The organism is Hallella mizrahii (assembly GCF_009695775.1).
GTDB lineage: Bacteria > Bacteroidota > Bacteroidia > Bacteroidales > Bacteroidaceae > Prevotella > Prevotella mizrahii.
Window position 1 is genome coordinate 1 of the sequence record NZ_VUNG01000019.1, and the last position, 20,750, is coordinate 20,750.

Below are 20,750 nucleotides of genomic sequence, written 5' to 3' on the forward strand. Positions count from 1 at the left end.
TAATCGTTTATGTATCAATGATTTATTTGCACTACAAAGATACAAAAACTTTTGGACATTCCTTCTCTTTTCTCTTGATTTTTAAGACTTTAAGGGCGAGCTATTTGCAAGTGGGAAACTTTAGTAATTGAGCTATATTCTCTTTAGTATCAGCAATGTCTTCTTTGTTCTGTCGTAGAGCTGACAAAAAAGTACTGATGCTTCTATATTGATATACAAGAGAATCACCAGCGATTTCTATGGTCTGATTGTTGAAGTCTGTGCGATTTTCTACCACGACCTCATGGTCTACCATTCGCTTGATATAATTCTTCGTGGAGTAATCAAAAGATGAGCCAACATTGATTTTCATCATTCTGATGGCAACATCAGAGTATTTGTGCACGAAAGTTCCAAAGTTCTTTAGCGATCCAATTTCTCTTGGCGTAACGCTACGATTTGTAAACCAGAAAGATTTCTGTTCTCCATCATAATTACAATGGACTCTGGCAATTGGATAGATGTAACTTCCTTTTCTTGCCTTACTACATTTATCTATGTCAGTGACTATATTTAAGAGATCCTCTGTCATTGTTTCTTGGGTTTCATTCTATATTTTGAAGTAGATCCGTTTGCCCCCACCATTGATATCCGTCCTAGGGGCATCCGGATCATTTACTTCGATTACAAAATTACAACTTTTTTCTTGATATCTACCATAAAGTTCCCGCCTATAGTACGTTTTCTGATTGTGGTAACTTGTCAAGAACAGAGAATATCTTTTCTTTTATCTCATCGTAGTTCGCTTTTTCGTAATTAAACGCTTCAGAGATCTGATACCTTTTTGGATTGGTATTCTCTACTTCGCGTACATTCGCTTCGCCAAACACATTGTTAAGTTCTTGAATGTCTCCATCATAGATTACGGATATATAGCATAAGTTGTTGTAGGAGAAATTTACACGCACCTGCCATCCTCTGTATTCCTTAAGTAAGGGAACTCTATAGCCGAAGAAGATGCCATATTTTTTGAAGTCCTCAACCTGTGTCTGGTTATGGTTGCCGCGGATGTTCTCATCAATAAGCGTGAATCCATCATTAAGCATGAGTTGCTTGATGAATTCATTTCTGTTTGTATCCAACAAAATAAGGTTATACGAAGAACCAGTCTCAACGGAGTAATAATTGGAATAGCGCCAATACACTCGCCAAGCACCATTAGCCTGAATCCACCGCTCATACTCTGGATGCTGGTAGAGCCGTTCATGAATTAGACGCTTCCGGTCAACATCCCAGTATGCATCCAAGTTTAGATGACTCGGCTCATTCACTGCCTTATACATCTCCGACAACATCTCTCCTTTAGTGGGCTTGTCGAGAACATCACACATGAAGTCCCTTAAAGGCTGATTGTTGGGAGTAGTCAGCATGATCTTCAATGCATTATACTTTTTCTCCACTTTATCGGTGAAGTACCTGTTGTTGAAATTTTCCCAATTCGTTATTCTGCTGATCAGCGAGCGAAGTAAAATGTAGTCTCCTTCCTCACTATATTCTGCTGTTACACCTTTCTCATCAAACATGTTCTTGACAGTAGCATATCTGTGGGCAAAGATTTCAGGCGTATCACCCTCAGCCTTTAAGAAGAAACGCACCATGCCTTTGCAGAATGGATGCTGTTCTGCTTCAAGAAATAAAGGAAGCCATCTGTCGTCACTAATGATATATCTCGCCTTGATGATCTCTTCCTGGATGGCACCAGATCGCTCGCCATTACTATCCTCATCGTTTGCCTTGCTGCTGTATTCTGACAAATAATGATAGAACTCCTTCTGACTTTGGGCAGCTCCTCTTATAATGCCACTTAAGCTTCTCTCGAGAACTGTCAATGCACTGATGCTATCGATATCCGTGTTGGAAACGACATTCCATACGACTCGCATCCATTTACCAAATGTCTCCAGGTCGAATGTCTCATAAGCTTCGATGAACTCACAGATAGCAGCGAATATTATTCTACGCTGCAAGTTGAATCCCGTGGGTTTCATGATCGAATAGAAATCCCACGAATCTTCTTTCTCTTCTTCGTTCTTATTCCATACTGGTGTCAGCAACGGCTTGATATCCTTTTCGTAATGGTCATACAATGTATCCAGTATCTTTTCCATGTTACAAATATGATCAGGCTGAGCATCAAGCATCGTCTTGTAGTGATCAAAACGGAGATAGTTGTTCAGCTTCTGACTTTCTGATACCTGATGGAAGAAGAGATACATCTTATCTTGTCTCATGGGGTCGCTCTTAACATCGAGAGCATACTTCAAGATATAGGTAGAAGCAAAGTAACGATAGAAGAATCTAAAGTACTTTACGTTGTAGTCTTCATTGTCTTCTATATACTCTGCGCTGTCTATCGTCTCATAATCGTTGTTGTCCCAAAAGAGATCTACCCATTTGCCATCAATCTCAGAAGCAATCTTCAGATAGTAAGGAATACTTCTGCCATTGTATTCTGTAATCTCGTCAAAGCGCCCACTCGTCTTCATGTAATTGATGAGGTCGGCTTTGAAATTTTCAAAAGGTGTAAGAGACAGTCCACGAGCGTTCATTTTGATATACAGTTCTTCCGTGAGCTTGAACTTATCCAGACGGAGTACATAGAACTGGATATTTTCGAGTTGGGCATATAAGTCACTCTTTCCCGCTTTATTATATTTCTCATCAATAGCATTGAGCATGACGAGCATCGAATCTACCGTTGGGTCAAGGTCGAACGACTTAAAGTACCATTTCAGCTGTTTGCGGATGTTTTCGCTCGGTGTTTCTCCCTCGTGATGAACATAATGGTATCGCGACAGTCCATTACAGAAGTCAGTAGATGTGTGGCGGGTCTCATACCGAAAAACCCCAAGCAGTTTGCTGAGGTCTTCAGTTAGATGGTTCTCACGGCAGGCAATATACCATTGAAGAAGCCACAGCGTAGTGGTCCTTTGCTGACCATCCAATATTTCAAACACTTGATGGTCTTTCTTGTCGATAAGGGTACCATAGATAAAGTTGAGTTCTAATGTCTCTCCCGTCAGTAAACTATGGAAGATATCGTCCAATATCCCTTCCCTAACGAATTTCTCGTTCTTTCTGCCTTGTGCGTAAGCTCTCTGGATCCTGGGAATGACAATTTCTCCGGGAAGGTTCTCATTGCCATTCTTGATCTCGTTAAAGAAGCTGAGCAAGCTATATTTGTTATTCATTTTCCAAGCCCTCCTTACTGATATAATCGCCTAAGCTCTTCAGTATGTAATTATGATATTTCACTTTGTCATCATGCCTCCATTTGGTGAGATCTTTGCCGGACTCGTCAAATAGTTTTGCAAAGACATACAGCGTCGTTGACGGCACGAAGATACCACCTTTGATTCTATTAAGAATACGGTTACGCTTTAAGATGAACAGATCATTGTGGTATTGCCTGTTAGTCGTGCTATCAAGAAGAGTTAGGTTGCCGATGCTGTTCTTTTCCTCTTCCGTAGCATCCATGTCCTCGTCCAAAGCCTTTTGTAATGTTGCTATTGCTTCTTTATACTTAGCCTCAGACATCAACAGTTCAACTTCTGTCTTGTCCTCTTCTTTCAATTCATCGCCAAGACCATTTATCTCTGTCTCCAGCCATTTCTTCTGATCTTGTTGCTTTTTCAAAGGATTGGTTGTATATGAGTCAATATGTTCAATATCCCAGTTTTGGCTGACAAACACATCAAATGGGAACTTGTAGATATTGCTGTCATGTGAAGTAGCATTCTTCAATTGCTGATTCATCATGTTGATGTTCAAGAATAGCAGTGCATTGTAGATTCCTTCACGGCCACCTTTATAGCTGTTGGCAATCATACCATGAGGAAACTCCATTTTATTCTCAGAAGGCTGAACTTTCACCCCACGTAGGGTATACTTAACCTGTTCCTTAAGATAACGTATAAAGTCATCTCGCTCTTCCGTGTCATCCATCATGACATAGTGATGGTAGATGGCAGATATCTCAACTCCGCACTGGCTCAGATAACCTACATAGTTATAGATCTCTGGATCATTATACCAGTCCTGCAAGGTTCTAAAACACACAAGGACTTTTTGCCATTCTTCGTGAATCTTTTTATGGAGAGCATTACCCTCTAAACCTTCAAATTTCTGATTATAGTAAATAAAGAGCCTATCCTTGTCTGAAAGTTCCTGGTTCAGTCTCTTCAAGTTCAGATCATCGTTATCCTTCTCAACAGTAGACTGACCTATCCAATTTTTTTCGTCTGTCTTATATTCTATCGAGAATAGATAGTCAATGCGGTTAGGCAGCACTTCGTCAGGTGCTGTCTCTTTCTTTCGGATATAATACCAGAAATCGTCACGATGGAGCTCATTTTCAATATTTTCCCATTCCATGGCGATCTCAATCTGCTTCAGATCTTCCTCTCCGGAACCGAAATTCTTTTTTTGCAGAAACAAGCCCTTTATGAGCTCAGCATTTGTGAGGGCGATCTTTCCGTTGTTGATACGCACGAACTCATCGATGGGATTCTTGGGCTTCCCGTCTTCCTGCTGTCTGCTAAGTTCGTACCAGATAAACTGTACAGAACGCCCCTTGTTGTCACCATCATTCAGAAGAAGTTTTAACAGCTCTTCCGCATACCCTTTCGGACTATTGATACTTGCCGGTTTATAATGCTCATACAAAGCAGCTGCACCTTTCGGCTCACTAAACCATTCATCTATGTGGTGATAAGCATTGATGATATAGGCATAGTCGATGACATTAGTCTTACTAATATCCTCGTCCATTTTATCAAAGAACTGCTCTGATCCTTGACGTGTCTCATATTCCAGATGGAAGAGTTTCTTCCTATAGTCATCATAAAACTCCTTCTCGTCGTGATATCTCAATTTCCTAAGGATATAACGCAAGAGGATATAGATTGTGGTAAGACGTTGCTGTCCATCCACAACTTCCCACTTACTCTCACCATTCTCTTGAACGATGATAGGTTGAAGACAATAGAACTCCCCATCCTCGCCCTCACTTTTGCAGGCAAAGGAGTATAGGTCATTCAGTAAGTCGATGACCTGTTTTTTCTTCCATCGATAGCCACGCTGATAGGACGGGATAACAAATGTCCGCCCGTCCAGCAGTTCTCCTACCGCTTTCCGTTGTATATCATTATTTTGTTCTTCCATTGCAATTTTTCTAATCAAGTCAATTCACCGAATCTAACTTTCTCCCCGCCTCCGCAGGGAGAAAGTTTTATTCATCCTCTATCGTCACATCATATTTGATGCTCTGATTTCTAAAGATCTCTATGGAGGCATCATAGGTGATGTCCGATGTCGTGCAGCGCTCACTGACAGGCTTCGGCACGATGAACCAGCCATTCATCAGTCCACCATCCGGGTAGATGGAGAGCTTCTTACCGGCACACTCGAAAGAGAGTACACGCCAATGCGTCAGACTATGACGATGCTTCGAATCGATGACGAGGTCCTTGCATTTGAGTTTGCTCTCTGCCTCGAAGTCATCAAGCCACTGATTGCTCAGACTCTCAAGCCATTTGTCTCGCTTAGTCCAGTCTGTGAGATTGGCAGTGATACTGTCATCCCGGCCGTTATCATCATGATACATCTCAAGAAGGAATTCCACACTGAAGTCATGATCCAATTTCTTGATGAAATATTCCATCGTCTGAATCGTCAGAGACATTCCCAATATACTCTTCAGATGTTCATCCTGATAGCTGATCTTGATCAGCTCGCCTTTATGCTCGTGGCAGTAGTCTGCAAACTTCTTGAAGAGTTCCGGAGCCTTGCCTTCGATAATTCCAGCAAGTTCGTCAGTCTTGATCTGCTTCTTGTCCTCTTCGCCGAGTTCAAAGATCACAGTGTTGTTCTCCGGAATGCTCATATCTACCTTGGTTGCCAGAGCCAAAGGATTGTCAGCCTTCTGATAGTACATTGTGCCGTTAGCCCAGTGATCATTCATCGTGATATGATCCTGGTTGTTGGTGAAGTAGAGTCTTCCGTCAATATATGCAAGCGGGTATACGCCATCTTCCGCATAAGGATTTTCCATATGCACGACACCCTTTGTCCATCCCTTGATAGACCGGAGCATATTGAGACAAGGCTCCGTTATCTGATCACCAGACCGAAGCTCAGCTATAGACTGCCGTTTGTTTTCTGCTACACAGAATGTAGTCTGCTGGCCATGAGCAGCAAAATAGTTGAAAAATTGTCCTCGCCAACTATGATCAGATGCATCATAATCCCACAGCTCATAATCATCATCCACAAAGAGCACGGCATCGTTGGCCGACTGCGCGAACGCACGCTGCATCTTTGCCAGTGACGTCTCCGTAGCATTCGGGAACACCTTCTCGATATTCTTTGGAAGGCTCTTGCGAGCAGAAATCTCTTCCTCTATCCAGGCCTTTGCTGCTGCTATGTCGATGTAGTTGATATAATAGAGCGTGCTTCTGTCGATCAGCGCATCTTTTGACTTTGATGCTTCCGCAGCCTTCAAGATGCTGAGCGACCGGTCGATAACTGCTTTCAACAGATCCATGGCTGCCAACTGATTCGCATAGCCTGAGCCACCGGGATTAGCATCGAACACGCAGATATGGCCGTTGGGTGTAATGGTGAAATCAATATCATTACGCTCTACATTCAGTTCCTCTGCCAATGATTGGGTAAAGAGTATACCCAACGTAATTAGTAGATTTTCATGGCCATGACGCATGTTGATCCAGTCTTCGTTGAGATGACGGATTCTGATCTCTGTATAATCCGTCTGAATGGTATCTCCCAAGACTACGTTTCGTCTGATAGCATCAGGATCACCACAACCTATACACTTGTTAGGTCTCTTCCCCTTACGAACGAGGGAGAAGTGATAGTTCTCCTTATCGGAGTCTTCCGGAGAAATATTATTCATCTCTGCCGGCAACTTCTCGGGGTTGCTTGAAGAGGCTGCAGCCCAGTTCTCTAACACGGTACGGCCACACTTCGTACAATGGCAATACCCAAAACCAATGCCTTCATTGTAGTACAGAATCTGCCCGTTTCCACTTTCACGACTGCTGCGGGCGTCGAACAAATGAGGCTCAATACGATCTTGCTTCCATTCATCAGCACCTATCAACTGAGCATTGACACGAGTGTATGTATTCTGATCGAGAATTCTGCTTGCCGACTCATTCATATCGGGTATAAACTCAGAAGGCTGCATCAGATCCAAATCAGTCTTTTGATTGACAGGCCACTTCTGCAATCCATCCAATTCATCCTTGGAGTCAATGACAACCTGCTCCCGGTTGAAATAGAGCTTCTTAAAGGTGACATAGGGCTTGAAGAAGTTGGTATACCGGATACCTCTGACAATCCTTACGATTCCATCCCGCGCTATAGGATTGCCGGGTGCATACTGTGACAAGGCCGTACGCAGAGGGTAAGATGGATTAGATGGTGTCACCGTCGTATAGTAGTTTTGTGTTGCCGAGTTGATATCAAACTCGATAATATTCACAGGCATATTTGCATTCGGCGTGAAGCGATGAGTAGCCCAGTAAGAGATAAGTTGGGTGTTCAGTGGCTCGATAAACTTCATCTCAAAGAAAGCCTGTTGCTTGGCACTCTTGGCTTTACGGTAGGGCTCAGCATAATCTCTGATGCGGCGCTCTAATCCAGCATAGCATTTCTCATTGGCTTCTTTGGCCAATTCAACCACACGGTTAGGCTTGCCGTCATAAACGGTATCCTTCAGCAGTGTAATCAGTTTCTCTCTAAGATTGTCACTGAGTGCCTCCATGCATTTGTTATTGAAATACTCATAAGGCGTATCCTTCTCTGATCCAAGACCATCGAGGGGACTTACAATGCTGTGATCGTCTATTCGTTTTACTTTGATATGTGAACTCTCGCCATCTGGAACAAACTCATACCGAGTGTAATAGTTCAATACCTTCTCTGTGATGCTGCCGCCAGCCATCTTAAACACACCAAACTCCCTGACGAGGAAGGCATTAATGTGTCTCTGGATGACCTGGGCACTATGCAAGTCAACAGTAGGACTGGGAACAGCCCGCAAAATGACATTCTGCATGGGATTCAGCAACGTCCTGATTCCGACCGCATCGGAACCACAAAGTGTGATACATCCACTACGTACCTGTCCGCGTCGTCCACTACGTCCGGCACGCTGCTTATAGTTAGATGGATGTGGTGGCACAGAGGTCATCATTACAAGTTCCAAGTCACCCAAATCCACACCCATTTCCATGGTTGTAGAGCATGCAAGGATGTTCAAGGCATGATCCTTGAAGTCTTCCTGTACTTGGCGTGATACCATCTTGTCCACTTGAGCTGTGTGCTCAGCTTGGATGAACAAATCAGGGAACTGATAGATGGTGTTCAGACGGTCTGCGAATACACCACTTTCTCCCCAGAGATCATTGTCCCACAGAAGTTTTCTGTTTTCTTTGGCCCAGTTTTCAACCTTCTCAAGCGATGGCTTCCCTTCTGCGTTTCCTTTATAATAAGGATAAACCACCCATTTATCATGCATCTTCTGGTCCACCTTTACGGGCTCTCCGCCAATGATGTACGGAGAATATTGATGGAAGAGCGTTGCACAAGGGCGCAGACGCTCTACATGATGATTGTCCTTGCTGACATTGGTATCACAAAGCCAGACATCATCATAGAGCTTGAATCCCAGGTTGGCCAGATTCAGACGATACGGAGTATAATGTACGCCATCTTTGACTTCATCCTTATCCTTCACATGTTGCATCACGTTCTTGTCGTCGTCATAGTGAGTACTATGATTCAACAGGCCATACTGATTTGTCAGGGCGTTCCACATGCAGTCAATCACATCCTGTATCGACTTTTTGTAACCCTTGATGGCATCGACGATGGAGATATGTTTATCTCTTGCAATCAGGACAGCTATGAACCGGATCACACGAGAGATGTTCGTACCCTTGTCTTGTACGATCGGCTTATGAACAGGACGGCGCCGCTCCTTCTCTGTAGCAAAACGGACACACTGGAAGATATCCATAGGATCCTTATCATCCATCTTCAGGAAGACGGACTGATTAGAACGCACCGTGAAGTCGAGGAAGATCTGCATCAGGTCATGCCAATCTTGTTGGCTGATGCGATTTTCTTCTGATAATCCGTTGTTGAAAGCTTCAACAGTATCCGGCAACTTATCTGTCAGAACTTTATCCAACTGACTGTAATAAGACGTGAACAGGCCCATGGTCTCAGGTGAGGCTGCCGACAACGGCCGTTTTGAAAGATACTCCGTCATGATGGCAAGAATATACTTCCGCTTCGTCTCCGGCTTAATATTTCCTCGCTCGTCTACCTCCGGACTAAGCTCTGAACGCTCGGCAAACTGAGTACAGAACACGTCTGAGAATTCATCATCATAGAGCAAGTCGAGAATATTTTGCCAGGAAAGATACGGATTGGGCTTCATCTTTGAGAGAAGTTCATCGATGGCTTTCTGATCTTCTCCCTCAAGAATATCGAGACATTCACCTGCTTCGAGTCGCTCAGCACGAGGCAGGGAGCGGTCATTGAATTGTCCCTCGTAATAGGCCTTGGCAGCATCTATTGTCATCTTATCAGCAGAGGCCAATCGGCACAGCTCATGGAAGATAGTCCCATAGACCCACTGTCGTTCCTCCTCCAGATTCTGCTTGATTGTGGAACGGGCGGCCATCTGACGACTGTCTACGAAACTGATATATTGCTGACCATGGTGCATGCAGATCTTGTTCGGATCCTTAGGCTTTGCCTCTGTCATCAGGTCGAGAGTAGATGGGGCTATCAAACGAGAAATGAAGTCAGGAGCTACGCGAAACTTCTGCAGTTTCTTAGCGTCTTGCTCGTCAGGTTGGATGACATCAGGGTTAGCTTCATCCTGTTTGGTTTGCTTCGTCAGTTTTGAACCGCAATAAGGACAACAACACTGCGAATTGGCTATGACATGCCAGCCCTTCTCCGCAGGATTCGAAGCTGTTACATTCAGCATTTTGTTCCCTCGGATGATATAAGGCACATTGTTGTCATAGTCAGTCCCTTCACTCTTTGTCGTACCGAAGACATACAGGGGCTTGCCGCTGTTCTCTTCCACATCAAGATCGAACATGTCGCTGTCATCCGTGGTGATAGGCTGATAAGTGATTCCTTTCTCCTTATCATCTTCCACCTCTTCGGCGATAGCAACATATTCTCCACAATGCTTACAACGGCTCAGTTCCAGCAGTGGTGCCTTGCCTTCAACACCTGCATCGGGACGGTTCTCTGAATAGATCTTGAAACTTCCATCTTCTCTATAGTGTGGGTCGGAAATATCAACGAACAAGCCCTGATTCGGCACGCGATAGAAATAGTGGACCTTCACCCTGAGGTCCGTCAGTTTCTCATCTTCCGCCTTGGAGCACATGCGGTCAAGATGTTCAAGCATCTCTTCAATCGTGCCCTCATGGTCAAAAAGCTCATCCAGTTTGATGTATCCATCCTTGTTATCGTTGATGAGACGGAGCCAATATTTCTTGTCTTCATCCTCCGGAAGTTGGTCTATTCCTTTTCGTTTTCCGTCGACGACTCTCACCTGGTCTTCCTGGAGTCCTGTGATACCAGCGATGAAACGCTTGAGGTCTTCCTCTGCTGCTTTGCCTTTGTTGCTGCCAATGGTTGCTGATGACGTAGCGAATCTCACTTCATCGGTAGACACGCCATAAGCCATCAGTACACGGCGAAGCAACATGGCAATCTCTGCGGCACCGGCTCCAGTGTAAGTATGTGTCTCGTCGAGAGCGATCCAACGCAGGGTCTTCTTCTCTGTCTGAATCAAGGTAGAATCCTTGTCCCTCAAGAGAATATACTCCAGCATCGTAGGGTTCGTCAGAATGATGTTGGCAGGATGACGGCGAAGCTGCTCACGCGTGGCAATGACATGAGGGAACTTCTCTTCGATAATTATTCCTTTCTCATTGCGTTTGACGCCACGGATGGCATCGACCTTGCGTAATACCTTGTCGTAGTTCCTGTCATCAGGAGCCGGAAGCCGTTCCGGAAGGTCGCCATTGTATACGGCAAACTTTAGCTTTGTGCCTTCAAGAAGTTTTTCCATACGTGCCTTCTGATCTTCCATCAGTGCATTGAGCGGATAGAGGAAGATAGCCTGTACCTGCTCATCCTCGTGATGGTCAATGAGGTCCTGAACCAACGGAAGCATGAAGCATTCGGTCTTACCGCTACCTGTACCCGTCGTAACTACAATCGATTTGTATCTTCCATCTTCTGTCCGATCTTTCAACAAGGTCTTCCAGCACTGATACTGATGCTCGTATGGTTTGTAATAGGTGCCCTTGGTCATGGTCTTGCGCCAGAGGTCACCCACCAACTCTTCAGCCTCTTCCTCATGTTCCGGATAGATGGTCTCATAGCTGTTCATACATTGCACGAGCGGCATGGCATCTTTCGGCGCAAAGATATTAGGAATGATCTTCTTGAGTTGACCTATATATCCTTTCTGACTCTCGTTGTGAGCTTCACCACACCACATTGACGACAACGTCTTCTGAACGGCGGTCTTATTATTTCTATAGAGTTCAGCAAATTTAAATTTCTGCTTTGTCATATCTTGTAGTCTTATTTTCTTATTCTAACTTCTAACTCGAAAGGGAACTCCTAACTTTTTTTGAAGGCTTTGGACAGTTCTATGAACTTGAATCGGCATTCATCCCATTCTTTGAGATAGTCTTTCATATCCTGCCCGTGAAGCGCATCAAGATCTCCGAGAATCATTCGAAGTGCTTTCTCTGCAATATCATCGACCTTAGGGTAGGCATTGAACTCCCAATATCTGTCTAAAAACTCATTCAGACATGCCTGTTCACGCTCATCCGTTACTTTGGGAGTCTGACGGAAAAAGTCGATCACGGCATCTTCAATCTTCAGTTTCTCTTCGTCATCATGTATGATACCTTCTATCTGCTCATTCCACTTCTTCCTACTGATCAGCATCCAGTCGAAGTGGAACTCAACGGCAAAGCGATAGAGCTCTCGAACAGTATATTCCGGCAGATGATATTGATATTTCTGCATCAAGGGGAGCAGTAGACGTTTAATAACGTCTCCATCATGGACGATATCGATGAACGGCTGAAAGAGAAAATAGTAGACCTTATGCTGGGCTATCATCTCAAAACAAGCCATAGGGTCTTCCTCTTGATGAATTTCTTCTTCGGCAGTGTCTCCCCAGTCTTCATCTCCCCAGTCTTCACCACTATCATCTGAATCGTCAGCTACATCTATTTCTTTAGGCGATGCATAGTGGCGTGGAGCTGGATTGTCTTTCAGACTCTGGAAAACGATACCTTTATCTTTCATGTCATCTACGCTATCCACCGGCTCCGGCTCGTCGTGATAGTTCCATGCATAAAGATTGTGAGGTTGATCTTCAGGCTTGCATATATAAATGAACAAGTCTTTCAACGGAATCTCCGGTGTCAGTTCCGCAGCAGATTTCTTGAAGAGTGAATAATTGCTAATAGCCATATTCGGATCATCAAACGTCGGAAAGCCATAATAGACGGTACTCCGCTTTGTCAGCCGATAGGTTCGTACTCCCTTCTTGGAGAAATCACGAACAGAGAACTGATCACAGTTGATGAGAGGAATTTCTATCTTCTCGTCAGCCCCATAATACTCAATGACATGATTTCTAATCGTTCCATCACTGTCTGGCTTCTTCTGTGAGAGTTCTTTGAGCAATACCGGCCGATAGACATCGATGAGCACTTTCTCTTGGTCTGTGCCGACTGTGAGTTGTTTAGTGTCCGGCTCTTCCTTATCTAATTTCTTATTAAATTCATCTTGGATATCATTTACACCTTTGAGCGCCGTGCAGATACGTGTATGCTGAAAGTCACGCCAGATAGGGTCCGGAGTGTCAGCGGAAGGAACAAAGGGCACATAGAACACCTTGTATTTGAACACGATGCCTTGGACAGTGACTCTCAAACGGACAACGCCCTGACGTGGCTGCTCTTCGTTCCAATCCATGTATCTGCCATTGGGTTGTAGCCATTCCAAATCATACTTGTTCGATGATACAACCTCGCCTTCATTCGCTTGTCCGTTGGGATAATGCAGCACTTGAAGACCGTCACGCCCGAATAGAACAGGCAGGGTATCAGTAGACACTTCTGCATCTGCCTCGTCTCCATCCTCATCAAGTTCCTTCCATTGATAAGTGACATAGAGGTTCTCCTGATATTTGATGGTCTCAAGATACTTCTTTGTCACCACCTGATAGAGGCCATTGCGGTTGAAGAACGGTGGCAACAACGGTTTGCCGTTAGCGTCTTCGAGCACCACCTTATCGTTGATCGGGCACCAACAATAGTCTTCGCTCTCCTGATCTTGGTTACGATAGTGGGCATATACCACAGGGAGGTCCTGATAGTCCTCTGCAAGATGGTAAGCCGAAGAGAAGATGACGACGGTTGCTGCCTGAGCGTTTCTTCTACTTGACCATTCATTATGAGCTTTCGCAAGTTTGTAGACCTGCAGATAGTCTTTTACCTCAAGCGTCTGAACGGTCCTAAGCGTATCATCATATTTCATGACGACCTGGACCTTGTCGAACCGGCTCGTCGGTACATCGAGACAGTAAGCTTCATCAATCTTGTTGATAGATACGAAGCCGGTGGCCGCACTTCCGGTATTGTGATATTTGAACAAGGGATCCTTGAAAGAAGCCTCTTTCACGCAGTGGCTTCCATTCATGAACCTCAGTGCAAACAGGAGTCTGCCAATCTCTTCCGGATGTGGAACCTTCCATGTATCTTCCAAGCGGTCGTAACCAATGTACTGTCTCTTCTGACCACCAATAGCTTCCGGCTTCAGCTTGACCTTGAGTCGGCGCACCATCTGGTTATTTCGAGCGGTATAGGTCACGATCCACTCAAAGTCAAACTTATCCTTCTTGGCTTTCTTGTCAGCATTCAGAATCCGATCGAGGAGCTGGTTGACAAGAGAGTTCTTGTCAGCAAGATCTGCCTTGGAGAAAGGGAGTTCCTTGTCCTTATTGAGAATACAGTCAAGATATTCATAAAGGCTATGCTTGCGCTGGATAGACTCTTGGAAAGCCACGGCACGGTAGCGGTCTTTCAGTTCACTAAGGTCGATATCCTCACCATGGAAAATCTTGCAGAGCAAGGGTAATAGCTTATCCGACTCTTCATCCTTCTTGATCTCCGCCTGAATAGCAAGACCACCAAGCACCTGCAACGACTCAAGCCAACGGTAGGAGGTCTTGTCTGGATTCTTCGATGCATTGTAGACGAACGTGTGCGTGTCAATGCCTGCAAGGTCATAGAGCTGCTGTAGTTCCTTGGAGTTTAACCGGATGACCTTGTTATCCGCCATCGTCTCTGCGCCTTTATAGCAGCGCTTATACCATTCGGCAAGATAGATGACGAGGATCAGGGCAAAGTCTTTGCTGAGCAGATAGTGGTAGTCGTCTCCATGGGAATGGATACTGTCTTTCAGACGAGTTTCCAAATCATTAAACTCATCCGCTGACAGTCTCAGTTCCCACACGTAGGGTCTGCCGACAGCTATCATGGCTTTCAGCCTTTCTGTCTGTGGCTTCAGACAGTTGAGGAGGTTGATATCTTGTTGCGTTAATGTCATAGCTTTAGTTTTATTCTGCAGGCATCGGATAATGCTTACCTTTGAATCGCTTCTTCAGGTCTTCCAACGACATGCAGTCACCGGGACCACCGATGCGATGAATCATGGAGTGACAGTTAGAGCAGAGCGGTACGAGGTCTTTCTTGGGATCAATCTGGTAGTCACCACCTCGTTGAGAGACAGGGTGACGATGGTGGATCTCTATAAAGTCATCACCCAGCCCGGGATAGGCGATGGAGAAATCGAAGCCGCAGCACTCGCAAACCAAATGGCCATGATGTAGAGAGCGATAATAAGCTTTACATTCTTCCACAGCCTCACGACTACGCTCATAACGGCTTGCATGTTGAAGTTGTACCTCAGCACCTTCATGAAGATCTTTCTCCCCTGGTGTTATCTCCGACTGATCGAAGTTATCGTCACCCTGATCATTACTATTCTCGCCGGGCACTGGCAATGGTTCTGCTACATTGCCATCTGGATATTCACGAGATTTCAAGAAGCGACGATAGTATGTCAGCACCGTCGTGTAACTTATTTCATCCATGTTGCGGTCTACCGCTTTCAGCACAGCGTTTGTCGTGATGTGGTCTTGATAAGTCAGCAACAAACCACCATCATGGACATCATAGAGCGACGTGAACTGATTATCGACATTCTCACGGATGAATGTAGGCAGATCATGCTCAGCTACATTGAGTAGTGCAGCAACACGATGGTCGTCTCCTACGTTCTTCTTGAGTAGATAACGCTTAAACGCGTCATGAAAGGTCTGATATGTTATATCGATTTGTTCCATATTGAGGATTCATTTCACTTCTTAGGGTTGAGTATTCAAGCGAGATTACAGCAGTACTAAAGTGAGATTACAGTAGTACTAAAGAACGATTACTCCAGTATTTCATTGAAGTACTGGTGCAATTCCATTGTTTCTTACTTTCCGTCCCAGTTGATTCGGTCTTCGTAAGCGTCGAATTCGAGATCGTCCGGTGCACCTACTTGCTTCAAAACCTGGCGGATGAAAGCCTGCTCCGAGGGCGGCAAGGGAGTCTCGCCCCGCCGTCGCATGAAGTAAGGGTTACGGCCAAACCGGGCAACGCAAGCATACATGAAACTCTTATATTGGCCGGGATACATCCGTTTCTGGAAGTTCTCAAACCCTCGTGCATAGCGCTGAGGCTGATCATCATAGAAATACTTGCAATTGCCATCCTCAGCAGTGAAATCGGGATTGAGCACATCCACGAGCCATACTTTCGGATCGCGGTGCTGCCACGCCCAAGCGTGAAGGCAATGCTCACGCTTGGGACAGGTAGTTGAGATACACGTCGGATAATACGACGGCTTGGTTGTTAGATCGATGTCCATTGGCTAATCCATGGGTTTAACTGTGTTCTCAATGAAGTTTATTTCATCCTCCGACAAGTGATACTTCTTGTATAACTGCTTATCGATGTCTGCAATAGACTGAGTCCAATCAATATCACTAATTGCAGTGAAATTCTGAAGAGGAACGAATTGGAATACTTTTGCTGTTACCTGCATAGTACCATGACCAAAATATATCAAGGCCCTAGTAAATTTAGTATGGAGATAAGTATGACAATGTTTCATCTCTTCTTCAGAGCTAAAAGGTCCGATGACAATGAAAGTCTCTGTACAAGCAGAACCTGGCAATGACTCTATATCTTCAGGTGGTACAGAAGCATTGGTAGAATATGAAGTCGTAAAGAATAGCTTATACATATCAATCCATTCTACATTTTTATTGATGATGGATTTATTTACATAAGCATATTTTCTTTTAGCCCCTCCTTTGATTCCTTTTACGCCCCAGATAAGAACTGAATTATTATAGGGGGCATTTGATGGATTAGCATCCGGATATCTTTCTGGTTTATTAAAAAGATCTTTCCTAATTCCAAACGGCTTCGTCTTGGAAATAATGGTAGCTAAACTTTGGGAATTTGAGACCACTTTCGATATAATAGGTCCTCTTTGCGCATCACGCACTACTATATCGCTATCTTTACTTTCAAGTTTCTTGAAAGTTTCAGATACATTACCATTCAAATCCTTGAAATGATAAAGCAATTCCCCTGATTTGTTATATTGCTCATCCCAGAGAATATAACAAATGCCACCATCATTATGTGCGTTTTCAAAAATCTCACGATCATTCTCATAATCATAGATTTTTGACAAATGCACATCAGCCATCATTTCCTTCTTGAACTTCCTCAGAACAGGCTTACCACCAATCATCCATTTGGAAGGCATAATTAAAGATAAATAAGATGGTTTTAATGCTTTGGAGACTCGTACGAACTCTTGATAAATTGGATTTGCAGCATCATCGGAAGCACCACTACCATCATTTATTTGATACGGCGGATTTCCTACAATCGCTTTGAATTTCATATTATTGATATCTTCATTGGGAGTAGTAGGAATAGCGTTATAGACCTCCCAGTAGTCTTTGCCACGCACTACTTCCTTACGGAAAATCTCTGGATCGACACGCAAGACATCGATGAGATCACACTCCTTAGTTGTTATTCCTTTTTCTACGTATGGTGTTTTATCTTTGATAATACCGGCATGCGCCAAATCGTCCACAGGGAGGTTCTTGCGGTAACACTTCACGTTCATGCGGACATCCTTGCGGAAGCCTGCCAATGTACGGCGCGTGATGCTGGCTGCCATCTTTGTGCGGCAGATGACAAAGATATTGTCTTCGAGAACATCCTTCCAGATCTCCGTATCATCGTCCGCCTGGCGGTTGTAGCTCTCTGCATCGGTACTCTTTCCACGCTCTCCCGTAAGGTTGAGGTTCTGGAACGCCTGCTGCTTCGACATGCGGAAGAGTGAGTAAGCCATGTAGAGCGGATAGAGACCGGTCTTGGAGTTGATCTCAAGGATACGAGCATAATAGTCGCCAAAAATATCCTTGGTGATGTTCTTCTCCGTGCCGTCTTCCGCTGTCTCTTTCTGCTCCACAAGGCGCGTACTGTTCACATTCTCACCATACTGGTTCTGCTCGGTGTAGTTGCCGTCAAACTCCTCGTTGAAGAAGCAGTAGCCGCCGACGGTATCGCTGAGCTGCATGTTGACGACACGCCACGGCGTCAGCACGGTCTCCTTGTCCGGATTGTGGAAGTAAGAGAAGATCGTTGCAATCTTGTTGATACGGTCCTCGGTATTCAGGTTGTCAGCCTCCTTCACCATAGAGCGGATGCGCTTGGCGGCACCGGTGAAGATAGAGCGGTCGAAACAATCCTTGAGGATGTTGAAGGTCTCTTTCTTGAAACCTTTCGGCATGAACTCTGTCCAGGAAGCATCATCGACCAGGTCGGTGAAGTTGTCGATCGTGATTTCTTCGCCGGCATCATCATTGATCTCAGCGCCATAGACAAGCAAAGGGATACGGATAGCAACACCACGAAGAACGGACATGCGGGCACGCTTCTCCTTGTTCTTTTGGTCGCGCTCTTTCTTGGCTTTTTCCTCATCCTTGTCCGGCTCCTGGTATTCACGCCACAGCACAGGCTTGGAGAAGGATGTCCACTCACCGTCGATCAATTTAGTGTGAGATACGAAGAGGTACTTGAACATCGGAGAGACATTGTTCATCTCGTCGTTCCAACCTTCAGAATTTGTCTTCGGCCGGTTCTCGTCATCCATCTCGCCGGAGAGAACAGGTGTTGAAGGCACTGTATTCGTTGCAGAGAGATAGAAGACATACTTCACCTGCTCGGCATCCTTCGTATCGCCGAGGCCGTTCTTATTGATCGTAATATTTTCCGGTTTCCAGATATTCGGCATGCTGCCTAACAAGTCATGGACATCACCAAGCGCCTTTTCCTGCTCAGGAGTAAGGTCAAGCAGTTTCTCCGGATTGTAGAGGCTGTTGTCGGCATAGCCACTACGCACGGCACGCTCGATATAGACATTGTTGAGTTTCTCGAAGATCTGGTTGGCAGAGAACTGGCGCCCCATCTCACCCTCATCCATAGAGAGCACAGGACAAAGCTTGATGAAGGCTTCGAGATGCTCTTCCTCTTTCTTCTGAGAGAGTTTAAGCTGTTGACCATACTTACCTTTACCGCCGGAGATAACTGCCATCTTCGAGGTCTCAGCCACTGCCGTCAAAGCACGGTCAGGAGCGAAGTCAAAGACATAGCAGTCTGACTTCTGTCGTCCGTTCAGCACGGCATGTGTCTGTACACGGAAGATGGTCTGCATATAGTTGGCAGCTGGCGTATTCTCCGAGCCTTTCATACAGAGCACAGCCGTCCATTCAGGCACAGACACACCGGTTGTCAGCTTACCGCAAGAGAGCGTGATCGTGCGCTTCTTGGCGGTGATATTCTTTTCTGCATTGCCCCGAATGTTATCCAACACGTCAGCAAGTGCACTGCCATTCGGATCCTCGATATTTCCGTCACCGGCTGCGTTGATGATATGGAAGCCTAAGTGTCCTACTTTGCCTCCAAAGACGTCATCCTCCCGAAGTATCTGCTCCATAGCTGCAGCCTCGGGCACACCCGGCAAGAGCCAGAACGTATGGCGGAACTTTTCCCGGAACTCCTTATTGGAGAAGGGGTACATACTTGTATTAGAGGAGGTATGCAATTTCTTTACGAACCGACGGACATCGGCCTCATGAACAAACTTACCCGGAACGATGTCATTGAGTTTCGCTTTCAGCTCCGCTTTTTTCAGCTCGTTCTTCTCACGGTCAATACGCGACTGCATGTGCGTCTTGTCTTCTTCGGTCCAGACACGGAAGAACTCATGGAACTTGAAGGTCTCATTGTTCTCTACCTTTTCATCGCGAACCATCTTTGGCAGCGTGAAGGTAAGGATCTGCATACGCGGGAGCACAGCATAAGGATTGGGATCACCGTAATGCTTATCATCCCATTCCTGTTTAGCACGCTGCTCCATGACATAGTCCCAAGTATAGATGGCATCCTCATCGAACTTGTCAAGCAGGTTGAAAGGCGTACCCGAGAGGGAAAGAATGTTCGGATTCTTCTCCTTGATCTTGTTGAGCACACGCACCCCGGCAGTAGACTCGATGCCTTCGTGAGCCTCGTCGATGAGCACCATGTCCCAATCAGCCGTCATGATCTTCTCTTTCAGAGGATCACGGTGCTTCTCCTTGCCGTGAACGAGCTGGGAAAGACGGAGATACTGCATGGATACAAACAGAACAAGGCGTTTCTTCTCTGCCTTGACATCGGCAGCAAGCGACTTGAACTGACCCAGTGTGATGTTCTGAACATGATTGGGCTTGGAATTCTTAGCGTCAACTTCCTCATCGGTGTCCATACGGGTAGCATAATAGTCATGCTGCTTGTCTTTGAAGATCTTGTCGAAGTCTTCGCTCCAACCCTTGTCGACAACCGGACGATGGGTGATGATGAGTACAGCCTGATAATCCAACCGACGGGCTACCTCAAGCGCACAAAGCGTTTTACCGAAACGCATCTTGGCATTCCAAAGGAAAGACTTGCCAGTCTTATCCTTGAAATGCTTGACCGTTTGGTCGATGGCATCTTTCTGCTCAGGGCGGAAGATGATTTTTCCATGACCGGCACCTTGGCCGTTTTTGATTTCCTTGATAGCTTTCAGAATGGCATCCAAGCCGCAATTGAACCATATGTCAGCTTCCTCTTTGTTTACTTTCTGGAATGATTCATGCGCCACGCCATCGCGCGTCAGTGTACGATAGACATCTTCAGCGCTATAGCATCGGGTGTCAGCAGCATAGGTCGTACACTCCACATACTCCAGATGATAAGTCACACCCTTCATATAGGTACGCTCATCGAGAATCTTACGTACCACGGGATACAACTTATCGTTGGGTAGATTGGCAAGATCATTATCCACAAAGACCTCTCCTACCTTGAGGAGGTCTTTATGCTTCCTGTCACCGATAGAATAGACATACAGGAGGCGGGACTGTGTGATCGTATATTTCATATCTTGATGAT

8 protein-coding genes are annotated in these 20,750 nt (G+C 45.3%); all 8 read right to left on the reverse strand.

Features of this window, described 5'->3' with window-relative positions:
• Positions 1-100: 100 nt before the first annotated feature.
• Positions 101-571, reverse strand: coding sequence for a hypothetical protein (locus FYJ73_RS08170; protein ID WP_154534229.1), 471 nt, complete (start codon positions 569-571; stop codon positions 101-103).
• Positions 572-710: 139 nt separating this feature from the next.
• Positions 711-3,230: a DUF262 domain-containing protein gene (locus FYJ73_RS08175; protein ID WP_154534230.1), complete on the reverse strand. Its 2,520-nt coding sequence runs from the start codon at positions 3,228-3,230 to the stop codon at positions 711-713.
• Complete coding sequence (locus FYJ73_RS08180; protein WP_154534231.1) at positions 3,223-5,202, reverse strand: DUF262 domain-containing protein; 1,980 nt, start codon at positions 5,200-5,202, stop codon at positions 3,223-3,225. Before FYJ73_RS08180 ends, FYJ73_RS08175 begins: the two co-directional genes overlap by 8 nt.
• Before the next feature lie 67 nt (positions 5,203-5,269).
• Positions 5,270-11,683: a DEAD/DEAH box helicase gene (locus tag FYJ73_RS08185; RefSeq protein WP_154534232.1), complete on the reverse strand. Its 6,414-nt coding sequence runs from the start codon at positions 11,681-11,683 to the stop codon at positions 5,270-5,272.
• Between the two features lie 50 nt (positions 11,684-11,733).
• Positions 11,734-14,745, reverse strand: coding sequence for a hypothetical protein (locus FYJ73_RS08190; RefSeq protein ID WP_154534233.1), 3,012 nt, complete (start codon positions 14,743-14,745; stop codon positions 11,734-11,736).
• 10 nt (positions 14,746-14,755) lie between these two features.
• Positions 14,756-15,544 (reverse strand): HNH endonuclease, encoded by a 789-nt coding sequence (locus tag FYJ73_RS08195; protein WP_154534234.1) that lies wholly within the window; start codon positions 15,542-15,544, stop codon positions 14,756-14,758.
• Positions 15,545-15,678: 134 nt separating this feature from the next.
• Positions 15,679-16,113, reverse strand: a complete 435-nt coding sequence (locus FYJ73_RS08200) for a DUF6078 family protein (RefSeq protein ID WP_206081734.1) — start codon at positions 16,111-16,113, stop codon at positions 15,679-15,681.
• Between the two features lie 3 nt (positions 16,114-16,116).
• Positions 16,117-20,739, reverse strand: a complete 4,623-nt coding sequence (locus FYJ73_RS08205; RefSeq protein ID WP_154534235.1) for an Eco57I restriction-modification methylase domain-containing protein — start codon at positions 20,737-20,739, stop codon at positions 16,117-16,119.
• Positions 20,740-20,750 lie beyond the last annotated feature (11 nt).

What these genes read in the sequence shown, in the direction of transcription:
- FYJ73_RS08170 (WP_154534229.1), bottom strand. Translation starts at nt 571, where the DNA reads ATGACAGAGGATCTCTTAAATATAGTCACTGACATAGATAAATGTAGT.
- FYJ73_RS08175 (WP_154534230.1), bottom strand. Translation starts at nt 3,230, where the DNA reads ATGAATAACAAATATAGCTTGCTCAGCTTCTTTAACGAGATCAAGAAT.
- FYJ73_RS08180 (WP_154534231.1), bottom strand. Translation starts at nt 5,202, where the DNA reads ATGGAAGAACAAAATAATGATATACAACGGAAAGCGGTAGGAGAACTG.
- FYJ73_RS08185 (WP_154534232.1), bottom strand. Translation starts at nt 11,683, where the DNA reads ATGACAAAGCAGAAATTTAAATTTGCTGAACTCTATAGAAATAATAAG.
- FYJ73_RS08190 (WP_154534233.1), bottom strand. Translation starts at nt 14,745, where the DNA reads ATGACATTAACGCAACAAGATATCAACCTCCTCAACTGTCTGAAGCCA.
- FYJ73_RS08195 (WP_154534234.1), bottom strand. Translation starts at nt 15,544, where the DNA reads ATGGAACAAATCGATATAACATATCAGACCTTTCATGACGCGTTTAAG.
- FYJ73_RS08200 (WP_206081734.1), bottom strand. Translation starts at nt 16,113, where the DNA reads ATGGACATCGATCTAACAACCAAGCCGTCGTATTATCCGACGTGTATC.
- FYJ73_RS08205 (WP_154534235.1), bottom strand. Translation starts at nt 20,739, where the DNA reads ATGAAATATACGATCACACAGTCCCGCCTCCTGTATGTCTATTCTATC.